Source organism: Methylobacterium sp. Gmos1 (assembly GCF_053764715.1).
In genome coordinates this window covers 1-18,125 of sequence record NZ_JBSNCC010000032.1, presented here as the reverse complement: position 1 = coordinate 18,125, position 18,125 = coordinate 1, and the positions used below count along the sequence as shown (strand labels likewise).

Annotated in this window: 13 protein-coding genes; 9 read left to right on the top strand and 4 right to left on the bottom strand. The window is 69.9% G+C overall.

From position 1 onward, the window contains the following. The first annotated feature begins 245 nt into the window (after positions 1-245). The 6 genes from ACS5PV_RS30870 (at position 246) to ACS5PV_RS30845 (ending at position 7,313) form a co-directional block, all read left to right on the top strand. Entirely contained in the window at positions 246-1,808 is a 1,563-nt protein-coding gene (locus tag ACS5PV_RS30870; RefSeq protein WP_455399144.1) for a GumC family protein, read from the top strand. Between the two features lie 251 nt (positions 1,809-2,059). Further along, positions 2,060-2,995 (top strand): hypothetical protein, encoded by a 936-nt coding sequence (locus tag ACS5PV_RS30865; protein ID WP_455399143.1) that lies wholly within the window; start codon positions 2,060-2,062, stop codon positions 2,993-2,995. Beyond that, positions 2,992-4,152, top strand: coding sequence for a GNAT family N-acetyltransferase (locus ACS5PV_RS30860; RefSeq protein ID WP_455399142.1), 1,161 nt, complete (start codon positions 2,992-2,994; stop codon positions 4,150-4,152). The genes ACS5PV_RS30865 and ACS5PV_RS30860 overlap by 4 nt, the downstream gene beginning before the upstream one ends. A 7-nt stretch (positions 4,153-4,159) precedes the next feature. Next, complete coding sequence (locus tag ACS5PV_RS30855; protein WP_455399141.1) at positions 4,160-4,945, top strand: polysaccharide deacetylase family protein; 786 nt, start codon at positions 4,160-4,162, stop codon at positions 4,943-4,945. Between the two features lie 29 nt (positions 4,946-4,974). Then, the gene (locus tag ACS5PV_RS30850) at positions 4,975-5,988 is read left to right on the top strand and encodes a glycosyltransferase family 2 protein (RefSeq protein ID WP_455399140.1); all 1,014 of its coding nucleotides are present in this window, start codon (positions 4,975-4,977) and stop codon (positions 5,986-5,988) included. A 44-nt stretch (positions 5,989-6,032) separates the two neighbouring features. Continuing rightward, entirely contained in the window at positions 6,033-7,313 is a 1,281-nt protein-coding gene (locus ACS5PV_RS30845; protein WP_455399139.1) for an O-antigen ligase family protein, read from the top strand. Positions 7,314-7,439: 126 nt separating this feature from the next. Here ACS5PV_RS30845 and ACS5PV_RS30840 read toward each other — a convergent pair whose 3' ends face one another. The 3 genes from ACS5PV_RS30840 to ACS5PV_RS30830 form a co-directional block, all read right to left on the bottom strand. Further along, positions 7,440-8,603 (bottom strand): endo-1,4-beta-xylanase, encoded by a 1,164-nt coding sequence (locus ACS5PV_RS30840; RefSeq protein ID WP_455399138.1) that lies wholly within the window; start codon positions 8,601-8,603, stop codon positions 7,440-7,442. Positions 8,604-8,620: 17 nt separating this feature from the next. Then, positions 8,621-9,961: a lipopolysaccharide biosynthesis protein gene (locus ACS5PV_RS30835; RefSeq protein ID WP_455399137.1), complete on the bottom strand. Its 1,341-nt coding sequence runs from the start codon at positions 9,959-9,961 to the stop codon at positions 8,621-8,623. A gap of 131 nt (positions 9,962-10,092) precedes the next feature. After that, a complete protein-coding gene (locus ACS5PV_RS30830; RefSeq protein WP_455399136.1) occupies positions 10,093-11,232 on the bottom strand; it encodes a glycosyltransferase in 1,140 nt (379 codons plus the stop codon). 412 nt (positions 11,233-11,644) lie between these two features. Between ACS5PV_RS30830 and repA the strand changes: the two genes are divergently transcribed. The 3 genes from repA (at position 11,645) to repC (ending at position 15,356) form a co-directional block, all read left to right on the top strand. Beyond that, a complete protein-coding gene (gene repA / locus ACS5PV_RS30825; RefSeq protein WP_455399135.1) occupies positions 11,645-12,874 on the top strand; it encodes a plasmid partitioning protein RepA in 1,230 nt (409 codons plus the stop codon). Beyond that, positions 12,859-13,881 carry a plasmid partitioning protein RepB gene (repB, locus tag ACS5PV_RS30820; protein ID WP_455399134.1) on the top strand — a complete coding sequence of 341 codons (1,023 nt, stop codon included), beginning with the start codon at positions 12,859-12,861 and terminating at the stop codon, positions 13,879-13,881. Before repA ends, repB begins: the two co-directional genes overlap by 16 nt. A 200-nt stretch (positions 13,882-14,081) precedes the next feature. Further along, positions 14,082-15,356 carry a plasmid replication protein RepC gene (gene repC / locus ACS5PV_RS30815; protein WP_455399133.1) on the top strand — a complete coding sequence of 425 codons (1,275 nt, stop codon included), beginning with the start codon at positions 14,082-14,084 and terminating at the stop codon, positions 15,354-15,356. 986 nt (positions 15,357-16,342) lie between these two features. Here repC and ACS5PV_RS30810 read toward each other — a convergent pair. Further along, complete coding sequence (locus tag ACS5PV_RS30810) at positions 16,343-17,767, bottom strand: phosphomannomutase (RefSeq protein WP_455399132.1); 1,425 nt, start codon at positions 17,765-17,767, stop codon at positions 16,343-16,345. Positions 17,768-18,125 lie beyond the last annotated feature (358 nt).

The following is an 18,125-nucleotide window of genomic DNA, read 5'->3' as shown; positions in this document are numbered from 1 at the left end:
GACGAGCACGTCGACGCTCAACTAAAAGGACGAAGCAAAATCGATTGATGAGTTAACCATATTTACATGAACGCGGAATGAGAGCGCATCATTGACGCTTAATAATATATTTTTCTATTAGATTGCCACACAAAAAAGATTAAAAAATATCAAGGTCCGGTGGTGTGCGGCTGTTTGGCGTTCCTGGCACCAACCTTGCGCTAGAACGCTGCGTCCCCTCCGCGCCGTGCCAATCTGGTGCGGGTGTGAACCGAGATGACGAAGAGACAGGACAGATGTTCAGGTTTGAGAGTCAAGCTCACGCTGAACCGGTCCGGGTCGACCTCACCGAGGGGCTTGGGCCCACATCGGGCGCGGTCGGACGTGGCTTCGACGCTGTCGCGTTGCTCCGCGCGCTGTGGCGTTCTGCGGGCCTGATCGCGCTAGGCGGCATCGTATGCCTCGCCCTCGCAGTCATGGGGCTCGGGATGGTGCGGCCCACCTACACCGCCGGCATCCAGATCCTGCTCGATCCCTCCGACCTGCGGGTGCTGGAGAACGAGGTTACCACCCGTACGCCGCAGGCGGATTCGGGTGCCTCCCTCGCCGAGAGCCAGGCGCGGGTGATCCAGTCGAGCACGGTGCTGCGTCGGGTCGTGGAGCAACTCGGGCTCGATCGGGACCCGGACTTCGCCAAGCCCGACTCCACGAACCCTTTCGTCGTCTCGCTCAAGGGCCTGCTCGGCCTGACGCCGCCCGCGACGGCCCGCGATCCACTCAACGTCGCAATCGATAGCCTGAGCAGTGCCGTCAGCGTGCGCCGGCCCGAGCGGACCTTCGTGATCGAAGTTGCCGCGAAGGCCGCGGACCCGCAGCGCGCGGCCGACATCGCCAACGCGATCGGCGCCGCTTACCTCGCCGGGGAAAGTGCGGCCCGCATGGAGGCCGCCAAGCGCGTCTCCGACGCCCTCACCGCCCGCCTCGCGGCCCTGCGCCAGGGCGTCGAGGCGGCCGACAACCGGGTGGTAAAGTACCGCCGCGACAACAGGCTCACGGCGGCGAGCGGCCGCCTGCTCAGCGACCAGCAGCTCGGTGATCTCAACCAGCAACTCGTGACCGCCTCCATCCGGGCCGCCGAAGCCCGGGAGCGGCTGGTTCAGGCCGAGCGGATGCGCGTCCGCGACACCGGCACCTCGCTGCCGGAGATGCTGCAATCGCCCGAGATGCAGGCGCTCCGCCAGCAATACGCCGCGCTCGCCCGCAGCAAGGCCGAGGCGGCGACCCGGCTCGGCGAGCGCCACCCCGCCATCGCGGAGCTGAACGCCCAGCTGCGGGAAGCCGAGCAGCGCATCGAGGGCGAGAAGCGCCGGATCGTCGAGGCTACGCGCAAGGATACCGAGCGCGCCACAGCGAGCGAGGCGGCCATCCGCCGCCAGCTCGCCCGGGCGAAATCCGAGATGGTTACGAACGAGAGCGCCGTCGTCGGCCTCAGCGAGCTCGAGCGCGAGCGCGACGCCCAGCGGACCCTGTACGAGAACGTCTTGCGGCGATCCCGGGAAGCTGGTGAGCAGGAGCGCCTGAACGCCCTCAACGTGCGCATCATCTCGGAGGCAGTGCCGCCTCGCCAGCGGACCTGGCCGCCCTCGCCGCGGATCGTACTGCCGGCCGCCCTGCTGTTCGGCATGGTCGCCAGCGTCGGTCTCATCCTCCTGCGCCATCTCGCACGGGACTGGGAGCCGGCCCGGCCCCAGAGCGGCTCCCGGTCCCGACCTGTCGTCGCGGGCAGAGCCGGTGCGGCGCGCGACCTGTCGCGATCGCCGGAGGCCTGAGCGAGGCCGAGCCCCCTCGAAGACGACGGCGCCCGGGCCGGCCCGAGTACGGGGTCAATCTCGCGAGATACCAAACTCTCTTTGCCGGAGAGCACTGATCCCGGGCAGTCTCTTCTCTGGCATCATGGTTGCGACATCGAACATAATCGAAGACAGCCGGGACATGCTTCCGGATTTTACCCGAGAGCATCCCGAGACGGGACTGATCCCGTACCGAAACGACACAGGCCGCCACAGGGAGCCGGACACCTATGAGCCGCGAACCGATCTTCACCGACTGGACCGACAGGCACGGGGCGCTCTGGGGCCACCAGCCCCTGCGCCTGCAGCACCGCCTCCACACCATGCCGCTGTTCTCCCGCGCGGCGCTGGCGGAGCTGATCGATACCTATCCGCGCGAGCAGTACAGCCTGATCCACATGGGCGCGAGCGGCCAGCGCCGCTACTGGCGCGAGGGCGACATCGGCGGCCTGCCGGGCGAGGCGGTGATCGATGCGATCGCCAAGGGCCGGATGTGGCTCAACCTGCGCAACGTCCTGAAGGTCGACAAGCGCTATGCCGAGGTGGCGGACGCCATCTTCGCCGAGATGGCCGAGCGCCTGCCGGGCTTCTCGACCCGCCACCGCAGCGCCGGCATCCTGATCTCGTCGCCCGCCGCGCAGGTGTATTACCACGCCGACCTGCCGGGCCAGCACCTCTGGCAGCTGATCGGCCACAAGCGGGTCTACATCTACCCGAACTCGCCCCCCTTCCTGACCGAGCGGCACCTCGAGGACATCGCCCTGTTCGAGGTCGAGGTCGATATGCCCTACGAGCCCTGGTACGACGAGCACGCCCAGGTCCTCGATCTCGCGCCTGGCCAGATGCTCAGCTGGCCGCTCAACGCCCCGCACCGGGTCGAGAACCTGGACTGCCTGAACGTCTCGATGACGGTCTCGTTCACCAACGAGGAGATCCATCGCCTCCAGACCGTCAACCTCGCCAACGGCCTCCTGCGCCACCGCCTCGGCATGCCCCCGCGCAGCCGGGCGATCACCGGCCCGTCCTACTGGTCCAAGGCCGTGCTCCAGAAGGCCCTGCGCAACAGCCGCTGGGTCCGGCGCGAGCGGGGGGCCCGGCGCCGGGTCGACTTCCGCCTGGACGGTGCCAATCCCGGCCAGATCATCGACGCGCAGGCCACCGCGTGACCACCCTCGACCGGCCATTCGCGGCCGCCCCGGCCGCCTCCGCGGCGGCCTACCGGGCCGAGGCCGCGACCCGCTTCGAACCCGCAGCCCTGCGGGGCGGGACAGCGCCGACGCCGTTCCAGGGCGCCGACTGGCTCGCGAGCTGGTACGAGGCCATGGCTGGCCGGGCCGGCCTGACGCCGGTCGTCGTCACGGTGCGCCAGGCCCGCACGGGGGAACTCGCTCTCGTGCTGCCGCTGGTGCTGCGGCGGCACGGATCGCTGCGGTTGGTCGAGTTCGCCGACCTCGACCTGACCGACTACAACGCCCCGCTGATCGGGCCGGCCGTGCCCCGGGACCGGCGCGAGGCGGCGCGGCTGTGGCGGGCGGTGCGCCGCGCCCTGCCGTCCGCCGACCTCGTGCGCCTCGCCAAGATGGAGACGGCCCTCGGCGGCGCGCCGAATCCCCTGGCTCTCCTGCCCGGCGCAACCGCCTGCGCCCTCAACGGCAACTTCTTGCGCCTCGGCCCGGATTACGACGCCTGGCGCTATACCAGGCTCGAGCGGACGGTGCGCAAGGAGCTCGAGCGGAGTTGGCGGGTCTTCGCCAAGCATCCGGCCGCGACCTTCGAGCGGGTGACCGATCCCGTACGGGCCGGCGCGGTGCTGGCGACGATCGAGAACCTCCAGGAGCGCCGGATGGACGCGCTCGGGGCGACGTACTTCCTCAACGAGCCCGAGGTGGCGGCGGTCTATCGCCGCCTCGTGGAGCGCGGGGTCGCCGACGGGAGCACGGTCGTCACCGCCCTCGTGGCCGACGGCGAGATCGTAGCGGGTCTCCTCGGCCTGCGCCAGGGCGAGCGCTACGTCATGATCCGCATCGGCCAGGCGGGCGGGCGCTGGTCGAACTGCTCGCCGGGCCGGCTCATCATCGAGCGCACCATGGCGGCACTCCACGCCGAGGGTGTGCGCTGCGTCGATTTCAGCATCGGCAACTACGACTACAAGCGCCGCTTCGGCACCGAGCCCCTCCCCCTCGTCGACCTCGTCGCCCCGCTGGGCTGGCGGGGGCTCGCGCCGGCCCTGCGCGCCCGGCTCGTCGGCCGCCTGCGCGCGCATCCCGAGCTCGACCGGCGCCTGCGGGCCTGGCTCGGCGGGTTCACCTTCGCCAAGGTCTAGAAGATCCATGCCCTCGCCGGAGACATCCGCGCCCTCCGAGAGCCTGCGCGACAAGGTCGGGCGGCGCCTCGCGCGGGCGGTGGTGACGCGCCGCATCCCGCTTCCTCTCGAGCGCGCCGCCGTGAGCTTCACCTTCGACGACATCGCCGCCTCGGCGGCCGGGACCGGCGCGCGCATCCTGGAGGAGCGGGGCGTGCGGGGCACGTTCTACGTCTGCGGCGGCCTCGCCGGTACCGTCTCGGAACTCTACCCGCTGGCCGGCCTCGCCGCCGTCGCGGATCTCGCCCGCCGGGGTCACGAGATCGGCTGCCACACCGCCACGCATCCGAGCGCCGCGCAGGCCGGCGTCGGCGCCTACCTGCGCGACGTCGCGGCCAACGCCCGCATCCTGGAGCCGGTCGTCGGGCGGCTCTCGACCTTCGCCTACCCGTACGGAGCCATCGGGCTCGCCCACAAGCTCCGTCTCCAGGCGCGGTTCCGGGCCTGCCGGGGCATCCATGGCGGCCCGATCACCGGCGCGGCCGATCGCGGCCGCCTGGAGGCGGTCGCCCTGGAGGACGCGTCCGTGAGCGAGGCGGGGATCGACGCCTGGCTCGATGCCGCGGTGGCGCGGCGGGCGTGGCTGGTGTTCTACGCCCACGACGTGGCGGCCCGCCCGACGCGGTTCGGCCTCTCCCCGCAGCGCCTCGCCTACGCCGTCGACGGGGCGCTCGCCCGCGGCTGCCGCATCGAGACCGTGCGCGGCCTCCTCGACCTCGCCGCGGGCGCCCCGCCCACGAACGGAGCCTCATGATGAACGACGGGATCGCGCGAGACTTGCCCATGCAAGCCCAGCCCACGCAAAGCCTGCCGGCCCGGCCGGAGCCGTTCGAGGTCGCGTATGCGGGGAAGACCGCGGCGGCGCCGGCCGTCGTCGTCTGCATCCCGACGATGCGCCGCCCCGACCACCTCGCCCTCACCCTGCGGTCCCTCGCCGCCCAGGACTTCGCGCGGCCCTTCGCCTGCCTCGTCGCCGACAACGATCCCGCCGGGCGGGCGGGCGCGGCGCGGGCCGAGGCGATGATGCGCGAGGGAGTGGTCGCGGGCGCGGCCGTCGTGGTGGCCCGTCCGGGCCACAGCTCGGCCTGCAACGGCGTCTTCGCGGCCGCCCGCGCGCTCTTCCCGGACACGCCCCTGGTGGCGATGATCGACGACGACGAGCTCGCCGAGCCCGACTGGCTGCGCCGGATCGTGGACGCCCAGGAGCGCTCCGGCGCCGACCTCGTCGGCGGACCGGTGCTGCCCCGGTTCGAGCGGCCGGATGCCGGCCGCTTCGCCGGGCATCCGGTGTTCACGCCCTACTACACCGCCTCGGGACCGGTCCCGTTCCTGTACGGCAGCGGCAACTTCGCGATGCGGGCGCAGGTGCTCGACCGGTTGGGCCAGCCCTACCTCGATCCCGCCTTCGACTTCGTCGGCGGCGGCGACTTCGACTTCTTCAAGCGCGCCCGCGACGCGGGCTTCACCGCCTATTTCGAGGCCGAGGCGCGCGCGGTCGAGACCGTGCCGGCCGGCCGCACCAGCCTGCGCTGGGTGATCGCCCGCAGCCTGCGCTACGGGGCGATCAACTACATGATCGAGCGCAAGAACGCCCGCCGCCCGCTCGACCGGCTGCGCATCCCGGCCAAGAGCCTGGCGCTCCTCGGGCTCGGCCCCCTGCGGTCGCTGTCCCGGCTCGCATCCTCGGGCGATCTCCTGGCCTCGACCCATCCGCTGCTGGAGGCGCTCGGGCGGGTCACCGCGCAGGCCGGCTTCCGGCCCGAGCAGTACCGCCCGCGGGAGGGACGCCTGCCGTGACCCGGGGGGCCGCCTCGGGTCGGGCGCCCGGCTCGAGCCCAGCCTTGGACGGGGCGCCGGCCCTCGATATCGGCCTCCTCGCGCGGGCGGGGCTGTTCGTTCTCGCCCTGCTGGTCTTCTGGATCACCCTCGAGCCGCTCAAGGACCTGTCGGACGGCGCCCTTCTGGAGCCGACCGAGGCGGCCGACCGCTTCAACCAAGTGGTGTTCCTCACCCTGTTCGGGCTCAGCCTGTGGGCGCTGCGGGCCGGCGGCTGGCGCCGCGCCGCGCCCCTGCTGCACCCGGCCTACGGGGCGGTGCTGGGCTGGTTCCTGCTGGACTGCGCCTTCGCGATCAATCCGGGCCTGTCGCTGCGCCGGCTGATCCTGTCGGCGATGGTCATGGCGATCGTCGGCGTCCTGCTGCTGCTGCCGCGCAGCCAGCGCCAGTTCGAGGCCTGGATCGGCGGCGTCGCGATCACGGTGGTCGTGCTGTGCTTCCTGGCGGTCGCGCTGGTGCCGCACCTCGCCGTGCACCAGGCCGACGCCGCCGCGGAGGTGAACCTCACCGGATCCTGGCGCGGCATCTACGACCACAAGTCGAGGACCGGACCGATGATGGTGGTCTTCCTCATCCTGGGGGCCTACCTGACCGGGCGGCGGCGCCTCGTGCTCGGCCCCTGCCTCTTCGTCCTCGCCGGCACCTTCCTGGCCTTCACGGGCGCCAAGCAGCCGCAGGCGCTCGTCCCGTTCGTGTTCGCCTGGGCGTGGCTGGCGGGCCGGATCCGCTCGGTCCCGCTGCTCCTCGCCGTCTGCCTGGTTCCGCTCGTCCTCTACCTCACCTTCACGGTGGGTTCGGCCGCGATCCCGGCGGTGGCCGCGTTCAACGAGCGCGTCATGAGCGATCCCACCTTCACCAACCGGACCGGGATCTGGGGCTTCGCGCTCGCGTCCTTCCTGGAGCGGCCCCTGACCGGGTACGGCTTCATGGGGTTCTGGAACACCGAGTACGTCCGCTACGCCGTCGATGCCGCCCGGAACCCCTGGGCCGCCACCGCCTCGCACTCGCACGACTCCTATCTCGACCTCGCGCTCACCACCGGCCTGCCCGGCCTCGCCCTCGCCGTCTGGGCCCTGGTCGTGCTGCCGATCCTGGACTTCGCCCGGGCGCGGCGCGATCCCGCGAGCCGCGACCTCGCTCTCCTGTTCTTCCGGATCTGGCTGTTCGCGGTCTTCCTCGGCTCGATGGAGACCCTGTTCTTCCAGCGCGACGAGGCGTTCTGGGTCGCGTTCCTGATCGCGGTCTTCGGCCTGCGCTACCTCACGGCCTACCGCGTCAGGGAGTGACGACAGGACGTGGCGGGGACCAAGTGCACCTCACGAAACTCCCGCTGCGCCGGCGCCGCCACATCGAGCGACGCCGGTTGACCGCGAGTTTCGTGAGAGACACCAAGGCCCCTCCGCGTCCCCGCCTCACGGAGCCCGGCCCGGACCGGGCAGCGGAGCGGCGCTCGCCACGCGCCGGCGGAAATGCTGCATCACCTCGTGCAGGGGCTTGGGCTTCAGGTCGTCGTCGAGGGGCAGCGAGCGGGTCGGCAGGCCGTCCGGCCGCGGCTTGTGCCAGCGGGTCCAGCTGTCGCGGTCGCGCAGGCCCCAGGTCAGCACCGCGTCGGCGCCGCCGCCCTCCGCGATGGCGTCGAGGAGCCGGAAGGCCTGCTGCGCCACGAGCTCGTCGCGCTGGCGCAGGTCGGCCGGAAAGGTCTGGTCGATGACGTCGAGCTCGGTCACCACCACCACGAGGCCGAGCGCCCGCACCTCGGCGACGAAGCGCGCCACCGCGGCCCGGTCGACCACCCGGTCCGAGTAGAGGTGGCCCTGCATCCCGACCCCGTGCAGCGGCACGCCCCGCGCCACCAGGCCTTGCACCGTGCGCAGCATCACGGCGCGGCGGGAGTCGTAGTGCTCGCCCTCGAATTCGAGGAAGTAGTCGCTCAGCAGGAGCTGGGCGGCGGGATCGGCCTGCGCGGCGGCGCGCAGCGACATCTCGATGTACCCATCCCCGATCAGCCGTCGCCAGAGAGTGTTGCGCAGGCCGGTCCCGCGCTCGGGCGCATCGTCCGTGAACTCGTTGACCACGTCCCAGGAGGTGATCGCGCCGCGGTAATGCCCGACCACGGTGGCGATGTGCTTGCGCAGCTCGGCCTCGGCCTCGGCGCGGCTGCGCAGCGTGTCGAGCCAGGGCGGGACCTGGCCGTGGAACACGAGGGCGTGGCCGCGCACCGCCAGGCCGCCGTCGCGGGCGAAGCGCACGATGGCGTCGCCCTCGGCGAAGTCGAAGGCGCCGCGGGTCGGCCGCAGGCGGTCCCACTTCAGGGCGTCCTCCGTCACCACCAGGTCGCAGTCACGCAGGATCGCCCGCCGGTAGCCCGCGTCCCGGTCGAGGAGCGAGGCCTGGACTGCGCAGCCCACCGGCGTGCCGAGCGGGGCCGCCGGCCGGGCTCGCGCCGCGGGGCCCGGCTTCGCGGCTCCCGGAGCCGCCAGGGCGGCGGGCGCGGCCGTGCTTGCCGCCAGGGCGGCGGTGCCGAGGATCCCGCCCTTCAGGGCCGCCCGGCGATCGATGTGCGAGGGCTGCGTCACGATCGGTCTCCTGTTGTTCAGGCCGGCGGCCCGGGAACGGTCGCTCCCGGCCCCCGGCGGCCGAAGGCGTAGGTGCCGAGGCTGGAGGCGAGATAAGCGACCAGGAAGACGGCGTTGATCATCCCGGCCCATTGCGCCGGACCGTGGAACTGCCAGAACACGACCGCGATCAGGGCGGATTTCAGCAGGATCAGGAGGCCGGAGATCCAGAACAGGCCGAACATCCGCTGCCAGGCGTAGAGCAGCTCGGCCTGGTACTCGATCAGGTTGCGCAGGGCCGGCACCGCCCAGAGCAGCGGCAGGATCGGGGCCGCCTTCGCGACCTCGCGCCCGAGCAGGCCGGGCCAGACCTGGAGCGCCAGGGCGATGACCGCGAAGGCCGCCGTGGAGACGACCAGGATGCCGGCCTCGGTGAGCAGCTTGGCCCGGGTCCCCCGCATCGCGGCCGGGTCGCGCAGCAGGGTGCGGATCATCATCACGTTGAAGGCCCGCACCGGCATCGCGGTGAGGTCGACGAGGCGCATGCAGGTGGCGAAGAGGCCGGCATTCGCCTCGCCGCCGAGGGCGAGGACCAGCACCTTGTCGCTCTCGCCCTGCCCGGCCGAGACGACGTAGGCCCCTGCGAGCGCGAGCGCGTGGCGGCCGCGCAGCAGCAGGGAGCGCCGCCGCAGGCGCAGGCGCACCTGTGGCAGCAGGGTGGCGACGACGACCACGAGGGCGATGATGTTGGCCGCCGCGTAGGCGAGCGCCCACGTCGCGAGACTGTGGTCGCCCGATCCCAGGAAGGCGAGCGCCGCGAGGGTCCGGGCGAGGAAGCCGATATTGTATGCCGCGGCCGAGCGGGCGTAGCGGCCGAGGCCGCCGTTCACCACCGCCACGAGGTCGATGAGCCGCCAGACCACGACCTCGACCGCGACGACCGTCAGGTAGGCGAGGAGCTGGCCCGGGAAGAAGGCCCAGTGGATCAGCAGCGCCAGCCCGAGGCAGAACGGCAGCGAGACCGCGAGCCAGACCGCGTAGGATCCGAGATACTGCCCCAGGAGCCGCGGGCGGGTGGCCGAGATCGCCACCATGTTGGCGCCGTACCCGAAGGCGGCGAGGCGCGACAGCACCATGCCGACCGCCGCGCTGGTGGCGAACAGGCCGAAATCGTCGAGGCCGAGCGCGCTCGTGAGGGAGACGAAGTAGACGAGCGAGAGCAGGAGCCGGGTGACGGACCCGCCGAGCAGGTGGACGTAGCCCCGCACGAGGCCGCGCTCCCCCAGCCCGGCCCAGGCCGCGCGCAGCCGCGGCAGGAGCAGCGAACGGCGCGTCCGGACGGGTTCGTCGACCAGTAGGTTCGTCCGGCTGTCCTGCATCGGGCTCCTCGAAGGCGGAAATGGGTCAGCCCGTACCGATCCGGCACAGGCCCGCCCGTTGATCCGCCAGAGCCTGCGGCCTGCGTGCCAGGACGGCCCTCCCAGCAGGGCAACGTGCGGGCGGGCCGGCGTCAGAGCCCCGCGAGCGCGTCGGCGATCATCGCGACCGCCGCCCGGCGTCGCGCCTCGTTCCAGGCCAGGCCCGCCTCCGGATCGTGGGCGCGCGGGCGGCGCACGGCCTCGACCAGGGCGGCGGCGAAATCCTCGGGTGTCTCGGCCACCCGCAGGCTGTCGGGTACCACGTCGAGCCCGCGGACCCCGAGCCGGGTGGACACGGCGGGCGTCCCTGTGGCGGCCAGCTCCAGCGTCTTGATCTGGATGCCGGTGCCCGCGACCGTCGGCACGGCGGCGACCCGCACGCCGGCCAGGAAGGCGCGCGCGTCCGGCACGAGGCCGAGGCGCTTGATCCGTCCCTCCGGCAGCGCCTCGGATCCCGCACCCGCCACCGCGATGCTGATCTCCGGCGGCAGGCGCGGCACCACGTGGTCGAGGAACCACGTCATGCCCTCGCGCACCGGCGGCCAGCTCCAGGTCCCGATGAGACCGATGTCATCGTCGACATCCGCCTGGACCGGGCCGGAAACCAGGGGGAAGAACAGCGGCAGCACGGCCCCGTGCGCGATGCCGAGGTCGCGCCGGGCACGGTCGGCATCGGCCTGCGACAGGAACCACGCGAAGCGCCCCTCCGCCCCTGCCTGTCGCTCGAGCACCGCGTTGAGCCGGGCCTCCCGGGCATAGACGGCCCGCCACCAGGGCCGTCGGGCAGCCTTGGCCACCATCGCGTAGGACAGGGCCTGGATGTCGTGGAAGATTACCCCGACAGGGATGGATCCGGCGAGCTCGCGCACGAACGGGTAGAGGTTGACGTGGTCCACGATCAGGAGGTCCGCCCCAGAACGGGCGATCTCCTCCCTCAGACGGTGCGCCGGCAGGTAGTTGTACTTCTCCGACGAGATCGGGTGGCCGGAAGTCAGGCTGCGCCAGGCCCAGGACAAGGTATCGGCGAGGGGCGCCGTCGCGGTCTCGATCGGGATCGTCCCCAGGAGCACGCTGTCCACCGGCGCCGTCACCCGGAACGGCGCCCGCCCGTAGCCGTAGAGCACGACGTCGTGCCCGAGCTCGGCCAGCGCCGCGAGGATCGCCCGGGTGGCGATCTCGCTGCCTGTCTTCAGCGTGTTGGGCACGATGGTGGTGAGGAGGGCGATCCGCATCTGCCGAGAAGGGTTGATGGCCGAGGAGAAACTTGTCGGCGGCCCTGTACCACGATCCGAGGGAACAGGCAATATTGATCGCGCTTATACATGGTTTTTATTTGGTAAATAGAGCCGAAAACACTTGGTCAGCTAGAGATTTCGTCGGGCGTACTGGGGTGGATCAGGCCGATAATTGAACCCCACACCTCACCTGCAGTCGAGTCGGCCCCGTTCGATCCAGTCGTGCCTCGCCGTGGCTTCGGCTCGGGCACGGATCTGCAGGTCCTGCTTCATATTTCTCCACACCTGAGTCGGCTTGCAAACTTGCCTGGGGCTTGCATGGGACTCGACTCTCGTACCGAATCAGTCTCATCTCGCCGCTAGCGGTGGTATGGCGTAATCTGTCGGTTTAGCGCTAGCGAGAGGGGTCATGAACCAGCACGTGCTCGTGGATGACACCGAAGCGCACTCCAACGAGATCGCAGCGAGCCACGCCCGGCTGCTCGGCGACAAGCTGCAGGATCTCGCGGTCGGCTTCTATCCTCCCACCGCGCAGAAGACCCTGCGGCGGTTCTCGGCCGGCGAGACGGCGCGGCTCCTCGGCATCACCGAGGTGCGCCTTCGTCAACTGCCCTTCGACCGGCTCACGCCGGATCTGGAGATCGGGCCGGCGGGACGTCGCTATTTCACCCTCGCCGAGATCCATGCCGTCCGTCGACACCTTCACGAGATCGATCGCGTCGGGCGAGGGTACCTCCCCCATCGCAACGGCGAGAAGGGCGAGCACCTCCAGGTCATCGCGCTGACGAACTTCAAGGGCGGCTCGGCCAAGACCACGCACACTGCCGGATTGGCGCACTACCTCGCCCTCCACGGTTACCGCGTGCTGGCGATCGACGCCGACCCGCAGGCCAGCCTGTCCACCCTGCTCGGCGTGCGCGCGGACGACAGTGGACCGACGATCTACGACGCTGTCCGCTACGGCGAAGGTCAGCGACCGATGCGGGAGGTGATCCGCCAGACATATTTCACCGGGCTCGACCTCGCCTCGGCGAACCTCGAACTCGAGGAGTTCGAGTTCTACGCACCCCTCATGTCGAGCCCCGAGCGGCGCAAGTTGGGCGGTCCTCCGTTTTTCGCCCGCCTTCCCGTCGCGATCGAGAGCATCGCTGCGGACTACGATGTGGTGGTGATCGATTGCCCGCCGCGGCTCGGCTACTTCGCGATCTCGGCCCTGTGCGCGGCCACCGCGACCCTGATCACCGTTCATCCCCAGATGATCGACCTCGCGTCCATGCGTCAGTTCCTGACGATGATGAGCGATCTGATGGAGACGGTTCAGGAGGAGGGCGCTCCGCCACCGACCCAGGATTGGTTCCGCTACCTCATCACGCGCTACGATCCCCAAAGCGTGCCGCAGACCTCGGTGGTCGGAATGCTCCAGGATCTGTTCGGAAGCTACGTGCTGCCCAAGGCGATGCTCCAGACCCCGGCCGTTTCGACGTCGGGCCTCGTCGGTCAGACGATCTACGAGACGTCACTGGGCAAGGATCGCAGCGACGAGGTGAGCCGCGCGACCTATCGGCGGGCGCTAGATGCCTTCGACGACGTCAACCGTGAGATCGAAGCGCTCATCCGCGGCGCGTGGGGGCGGGCATGAGCAAGAGCATCCGCCATCTGATGGCCCGGCCCACGCCGGAGCCGGTCTCGACCACGACATTATCAACGGAATCAACGACTTCACCCCCCTTATCAGGTGGTAATTCCCCCTCTCCTCGCCGCACGGGCGCAGCTCGCTCGTTCGGTGCTGCGTGGCAGGCGCAGGAGCAGGCGCGCGCGGCCGCCGATGCCGAGCGCGACGGCAGCGTGATCGAACTCGATCCGGAGATCTGCGATCCCTCCGCGATCGCGGATCGAGTGCCCGATACGACCGACACGGCGTTCGACGCCTTCGTGGAGCAGATCCGCGAGGAGGGCCAGCGCAGCCCTGCGCTGGTTCGGCCCAAGCCCGGTGAGCCCGGTCGCTACGAGATCGCCTACGGCCGCCGCCGGCATCGCGCGGCGCGGATCCTCGGTCGCCCGTTGCGCGCCATCGTGCGCCCCTTGAGCGACACCGAGCTTGTCATCGCGCAGGGATCGGAGAACCTCGCCCGAGCCGACCTGAGCTACATCGAGCGGGCGCACTTCGCTCGGAACATGGTGCAAGCCGGTGTCACTCGCGAGGTCGTCGCCAAGGCGATGGGCATGCAGGCTCCCCATCTGTCGAGCCTGCTGACCGTCGCCGAGGCGATCCCCGCATCCGTGCTCGCCATCATCGGTCCGGCGCCCAAGATCGGTCGGCCGAACTGGCTCACCCTCGCCGACCGGATCAAGGCCGCGACACCCGAGCAGATCGACACCGCCCTCGCCGCCTCGGGTCTCTTCGGCAAGACGTCGAATGAGCGTTTCGGCGTGGTGCTGGCCGCCCTCACCCCGGCGCCGAAGGCGACCAGGAAGCCGAAGGCCGAGACGCTGAAGGATTCCAAGGGCCTGAAATTCGCCCGCGTCGAGCGCAGCACGTCCGGCGTGCGCGTGACGACCGACGAGGCGAGCGAGCCGGGCTTCGGCGACTACCTCGCTCGCCGGCTTCCCGAGATCCTTGCCGCCTACCGGGCGAGCAAGGCCTGACCCCTCCCCTCACCCCGAACTGAAAGGAGACGAGGACACCGCAAAAAGAAAGGGCCCCCGAACCGACGCCCGGAAGACCCTCTCTGTCTGTCGCAAAGTCAGAGAACCACACCTCCCGGCACATCGCAAGGCGGAACAGCGCCGTTCGCGAAAATTTCGCGGCGGCGAACGCCCGGTCTTTGCCCGGTGCTCGACAGAGCATGCTCCACATCACGACGCCCTTCGGGCGGCGATCGCTGACGGCTGCGCAGGTGAAAGCGCAGGCGACCGCGGACGGCTGCCCTCGCGAGACAACAGTCGAGAAATGGGCTGTTCTCCGCGACATCACCGAGGCGCGGGCCCAGCTCGGCCTCTCCGCGTCCAGCTTGGCCGTCCTCGACGCGCTCGCGACCTTCCTGCCCGAGACGGCATTGCAGATCGGAGCGGCGCCGAGCCTCGTCGTGTTCCCGTCCAACCGTGCGCTCGTCATCCGGACGAGGGGCATGGGAGAGGCGACCATTCGCCGGCATCTCGCCGCGCTGGTCGAGGCCGGCATCGTCATTCGCCGGGACAGCCCCAACGGGAAGCGCTACTGCCGCCGCGGCCCGGCCGGCGTGATCGCGCAGGCCTACGGCTTCGATCTCTCTCCCCTCGTCGCGCGCGCCGCCGAGTTCGCGGGCCTCGCCGAGACCGTACGGTCCGATGCACTCGCGCTTCGCATCGCCCGCGAGCGCGTCACGCTGCTGCGGCGAGACTGCATGAAGCTCATCGAGGCCCTCGACGAGGCCGAGGGTGCACCAGGGGCGTCGGAGCCGCTGAGGGCCCGCTACAGGGCGACGATGGCCGCGCTACCCCGGGCACCGTCTTGCTCCGATCTGACGGCGACCAGCGGAGCGCTCGCCGATCTGGCGACCGATGTGGGTAAGTTGCTGCTCCAGCACCAGGAATCGAAGGAATCGAGCGGCAATGCCACTCAAAACGAGCGGCACAAACAGAATTCAAACCCAGAGCCTCCTGATTCTGAACAGGCCTCCGAAGAGGAGGAGAAGAAGGGCTCGGCTCTCGATCCGCACACCGCGGCGCCAGTTATGACCGACGGATCAGGGCAGGGGACTCCACCAGGGCATTGGTCGATTCGCGCCACTTACCCCCTCGGCCTTGTCCTCAGTGCCTGCCCGGATATCCGGGATTACGCGCGGGGTGGAATCGGCTCGTGGCGGGAGCTGGTCGACGCTGCGGGCTTGGTTCGATCCATGCTCGGGATCAGCCCGAATGCCTGGGACGAGGCGCGCGAAGTCATGGGCGAGGATGCGGCTGTGGTGACGATCGCGGCGATCCTGCAACGAGCGGAGCACATCAAAGCGCCGGGCGGCTACTTGCGTGCGCTGGTGGATCGAAAGAGGCGAGGGGAGTTCAGCCTGGGACCTGTCCTGCAAGCGCTGCTTCGCGGCAAACTCGGGGTGCCCGTCGGCAGCAACTTGCGTCCGACTCATTAGCCCTTGCGGACTTCGAACAGGACGTTTCCACCATCGAGATTCCGGCTTCCAACCATGACGGTCGGTGTACCGGGAGGAGTCGTCGTGTTCCGCACAGCGCCGTTGGGTGAACCTGATCCCGACCCATTGACGGGAGCCTTTGACGTCGGGCCGGACGCGTCTGTCGACCGCGCTGGGCTACTTCGCGACGTGGCGCGGATAAAGGCGGGCGCGACCCGTGCAGCCGATCCAGCGCTGGCGCCGGAGCCTTCCGTCTGCGCGCGGGCAAACCTGTCGTTCGGGGCGTGGGACACAACGTTCGCCTGCGGCGCGGTGTCGATAGCGGCGATGCCGGATCGAAGCCGCCCTACGTCGGCGTGGTGACGATCACGGGCGAGACCGATCGCCTGAAGGACAAGCGGCGCGTCGGGCTGGCGGCACCGAGGATACAAGCGCCAGCCGTTCCTGTACGAGGGGCAGGTCAGGTTCCGAGCCGCCGCGCGGCCATTCACCGGCGACCGGTTGGGCGATATCCGCGCGTTACCAGCTGGTAATGGATCTAAGTCGTTGATTTTGATGAAATTTGATATCTATCGCCGATCGGAACACCAGCACGGGTCGCTGGTGGCAGGCTGGGGCACGAACAGACTCACGTCTCGCAGAGCGATCCAAGGCGAAACACTCGGGACGGCGGCACAGAGCCGAGAGACAGCGCCACCAGCCGGTCCGGCCGGAGAGAGGGCCCGGAACCGCTGCCCGAGTGGTGCCGGGCATCTCGGGCGGGTCGACTGCGAGCTCCTGCCCGATCCGCGACGCGATCCCGGGCCGCCTTGAGGGCACCTTGCCGGAGATCCGCTCCGGGCTCCGCCAGCTCGTGTTGCCAGCGGCTTGCACGTGCTTCGTATTGCGTGTGTCTGGACCGTGCGCGAACGGCTGGTTCTGCTCGCGCACGGATTTCGGTCTGCCCGTTGCGGACGAGCCGTGAGAGCGGAGAGGCCGGGGCGATGTTACTTCGCGGTCCCGTCCATCACCGCCGCTGCTGCCGCCAGCCCCCATCGGACCAGGTCCTCGGCCGCCTCCGCAGACTTCGCCTCCGCGTAGCAACGCAGTTCGGGTGCGTTGCCCGACGCCCGGAAGTGGATCGTCCGCTCGCCATCGAGGCCGATCCTGACCCCGTCCTGCTCGTCGACGGCCTGCGGCACTCCGACAGGACGAAGGAATTCCCGACGGAACGTCTCGTCCGTGAGCTGCCGGAGGAGGGCGCCGCTCCGCTCTGCCGCGACGTTGGGGAGGCGATTGCTCGCGGTCTCGCCGACGTCGAGCGTGACGACCAGATCAGCCAGCGGCATCGCGGCCTCCCGGACTGCGGCCAGGGTTGCGAGGATCGGCAGTACCGCGTCGCGCGTCGGCAAAGCCGGGAGGACCTTGTCACCGATCGGACAATCCGATCCGAGCAGGAACCCGCCATTCGCCTCGAAACCGCAGATGACCTTCGCGCCATCCCTTGCGGCCTGCTCCATACCGGCGATCACGAAGGGCGAGCCGACCTTGGTGCGCAGCACTCGCTGAAAGCCACCCGCACGCTCGATGGCGGAGCCGGCTGTCACGGGCACGACGACGGTGTCGGCACCCAGATATCGGGCCGTGATGAGACCGAGAACATCCCCTCGCACGATGCGGCCGGTGCCATCGGCGATCAGGGGCCGATCCGCATCACCGTCGGTCGTCACGAGCGCGTCGAAGTCACCTGATGCCGTGACATCGCGGATGAAGGCGACGTCTTCCGGTCGATGGGCCTCGGTATCGATCGGAACGAACGATTCGGATCGGCCGATCGGCACGGCGCTGGCTCCGAAACCGGCGAGAACGTCGATCAGCAGGTCGCGGGCGACCGAACTTTGCTGGTAGACGGCAATCTTCTGGCCGGACAGCACGTCCGCCTTGAAGGCGTCGAGGTACCGACGGCGATAGCGCGCGATGGCGTCCGGCTCCTGCTGGGCCGCGACGGCCGGAGGAACAGGAGCGCCTGTCGCGACCTCACCAAGCGCTGCCAGGATCGCGGCTTCGTCGGCTTTGGTGATCTCGCCATCGGCGCGATAGAACTTCAGCCCGTTCCGATCCTCCGGGATATGGCTGCCGGTGACCATGACGGCGCAACTTCCACGCCGCCGCGCCTCGAGGGCGAGGGCGGGCGTCGGCAACGGGCCGCAGTCGATCGCCGTGAGGCCGGCGGCGGCAGCCGCCGTGGCAACCGTTGCGGCGATCCCCGCGCTGCTGTTGCGCAGGTCTCGCCCGATCACGACCTCTCGGCTGGCTCCCGCCTCCTTACCGACCGAGGCGAAGAACGCTGCGGCATAGGCGAAACTAGGCTGTCCTACGAGATCGGTCACAAGGCCGCGCAGTCCGGAAGTTCCAAATTTCAAACTGCTCATGAGTCTCCGCTCGCGGAAGGGTGCAAGAACGCCTCGGTCGGGATGTACCGGTGCTCGGACTCACAGCGCGTGTGAGCGTCCCCATCTCGCCTTATCATAGAGGATGCGCGTCAGCACCACCGACGAGGACCTCTCCCTCCAACTCGTCGCCCTCACTAACGCCAGATGCGGTGTTATCCGATCCGAGAAGGTCACCAGGGCCACCGTCACTGCCCGCGCCGAGCTGCGCACGATCCTAGTACATTGACGCATTCAGAGGATTCACAGGAGGTGTGAGCCATGCGAGTCTGAGGGCATGGCTCAGACTGTCTGCGTGATCCCCAGCGCCGTCGACCTGGCGCACCTGTCCGCCGTCGTC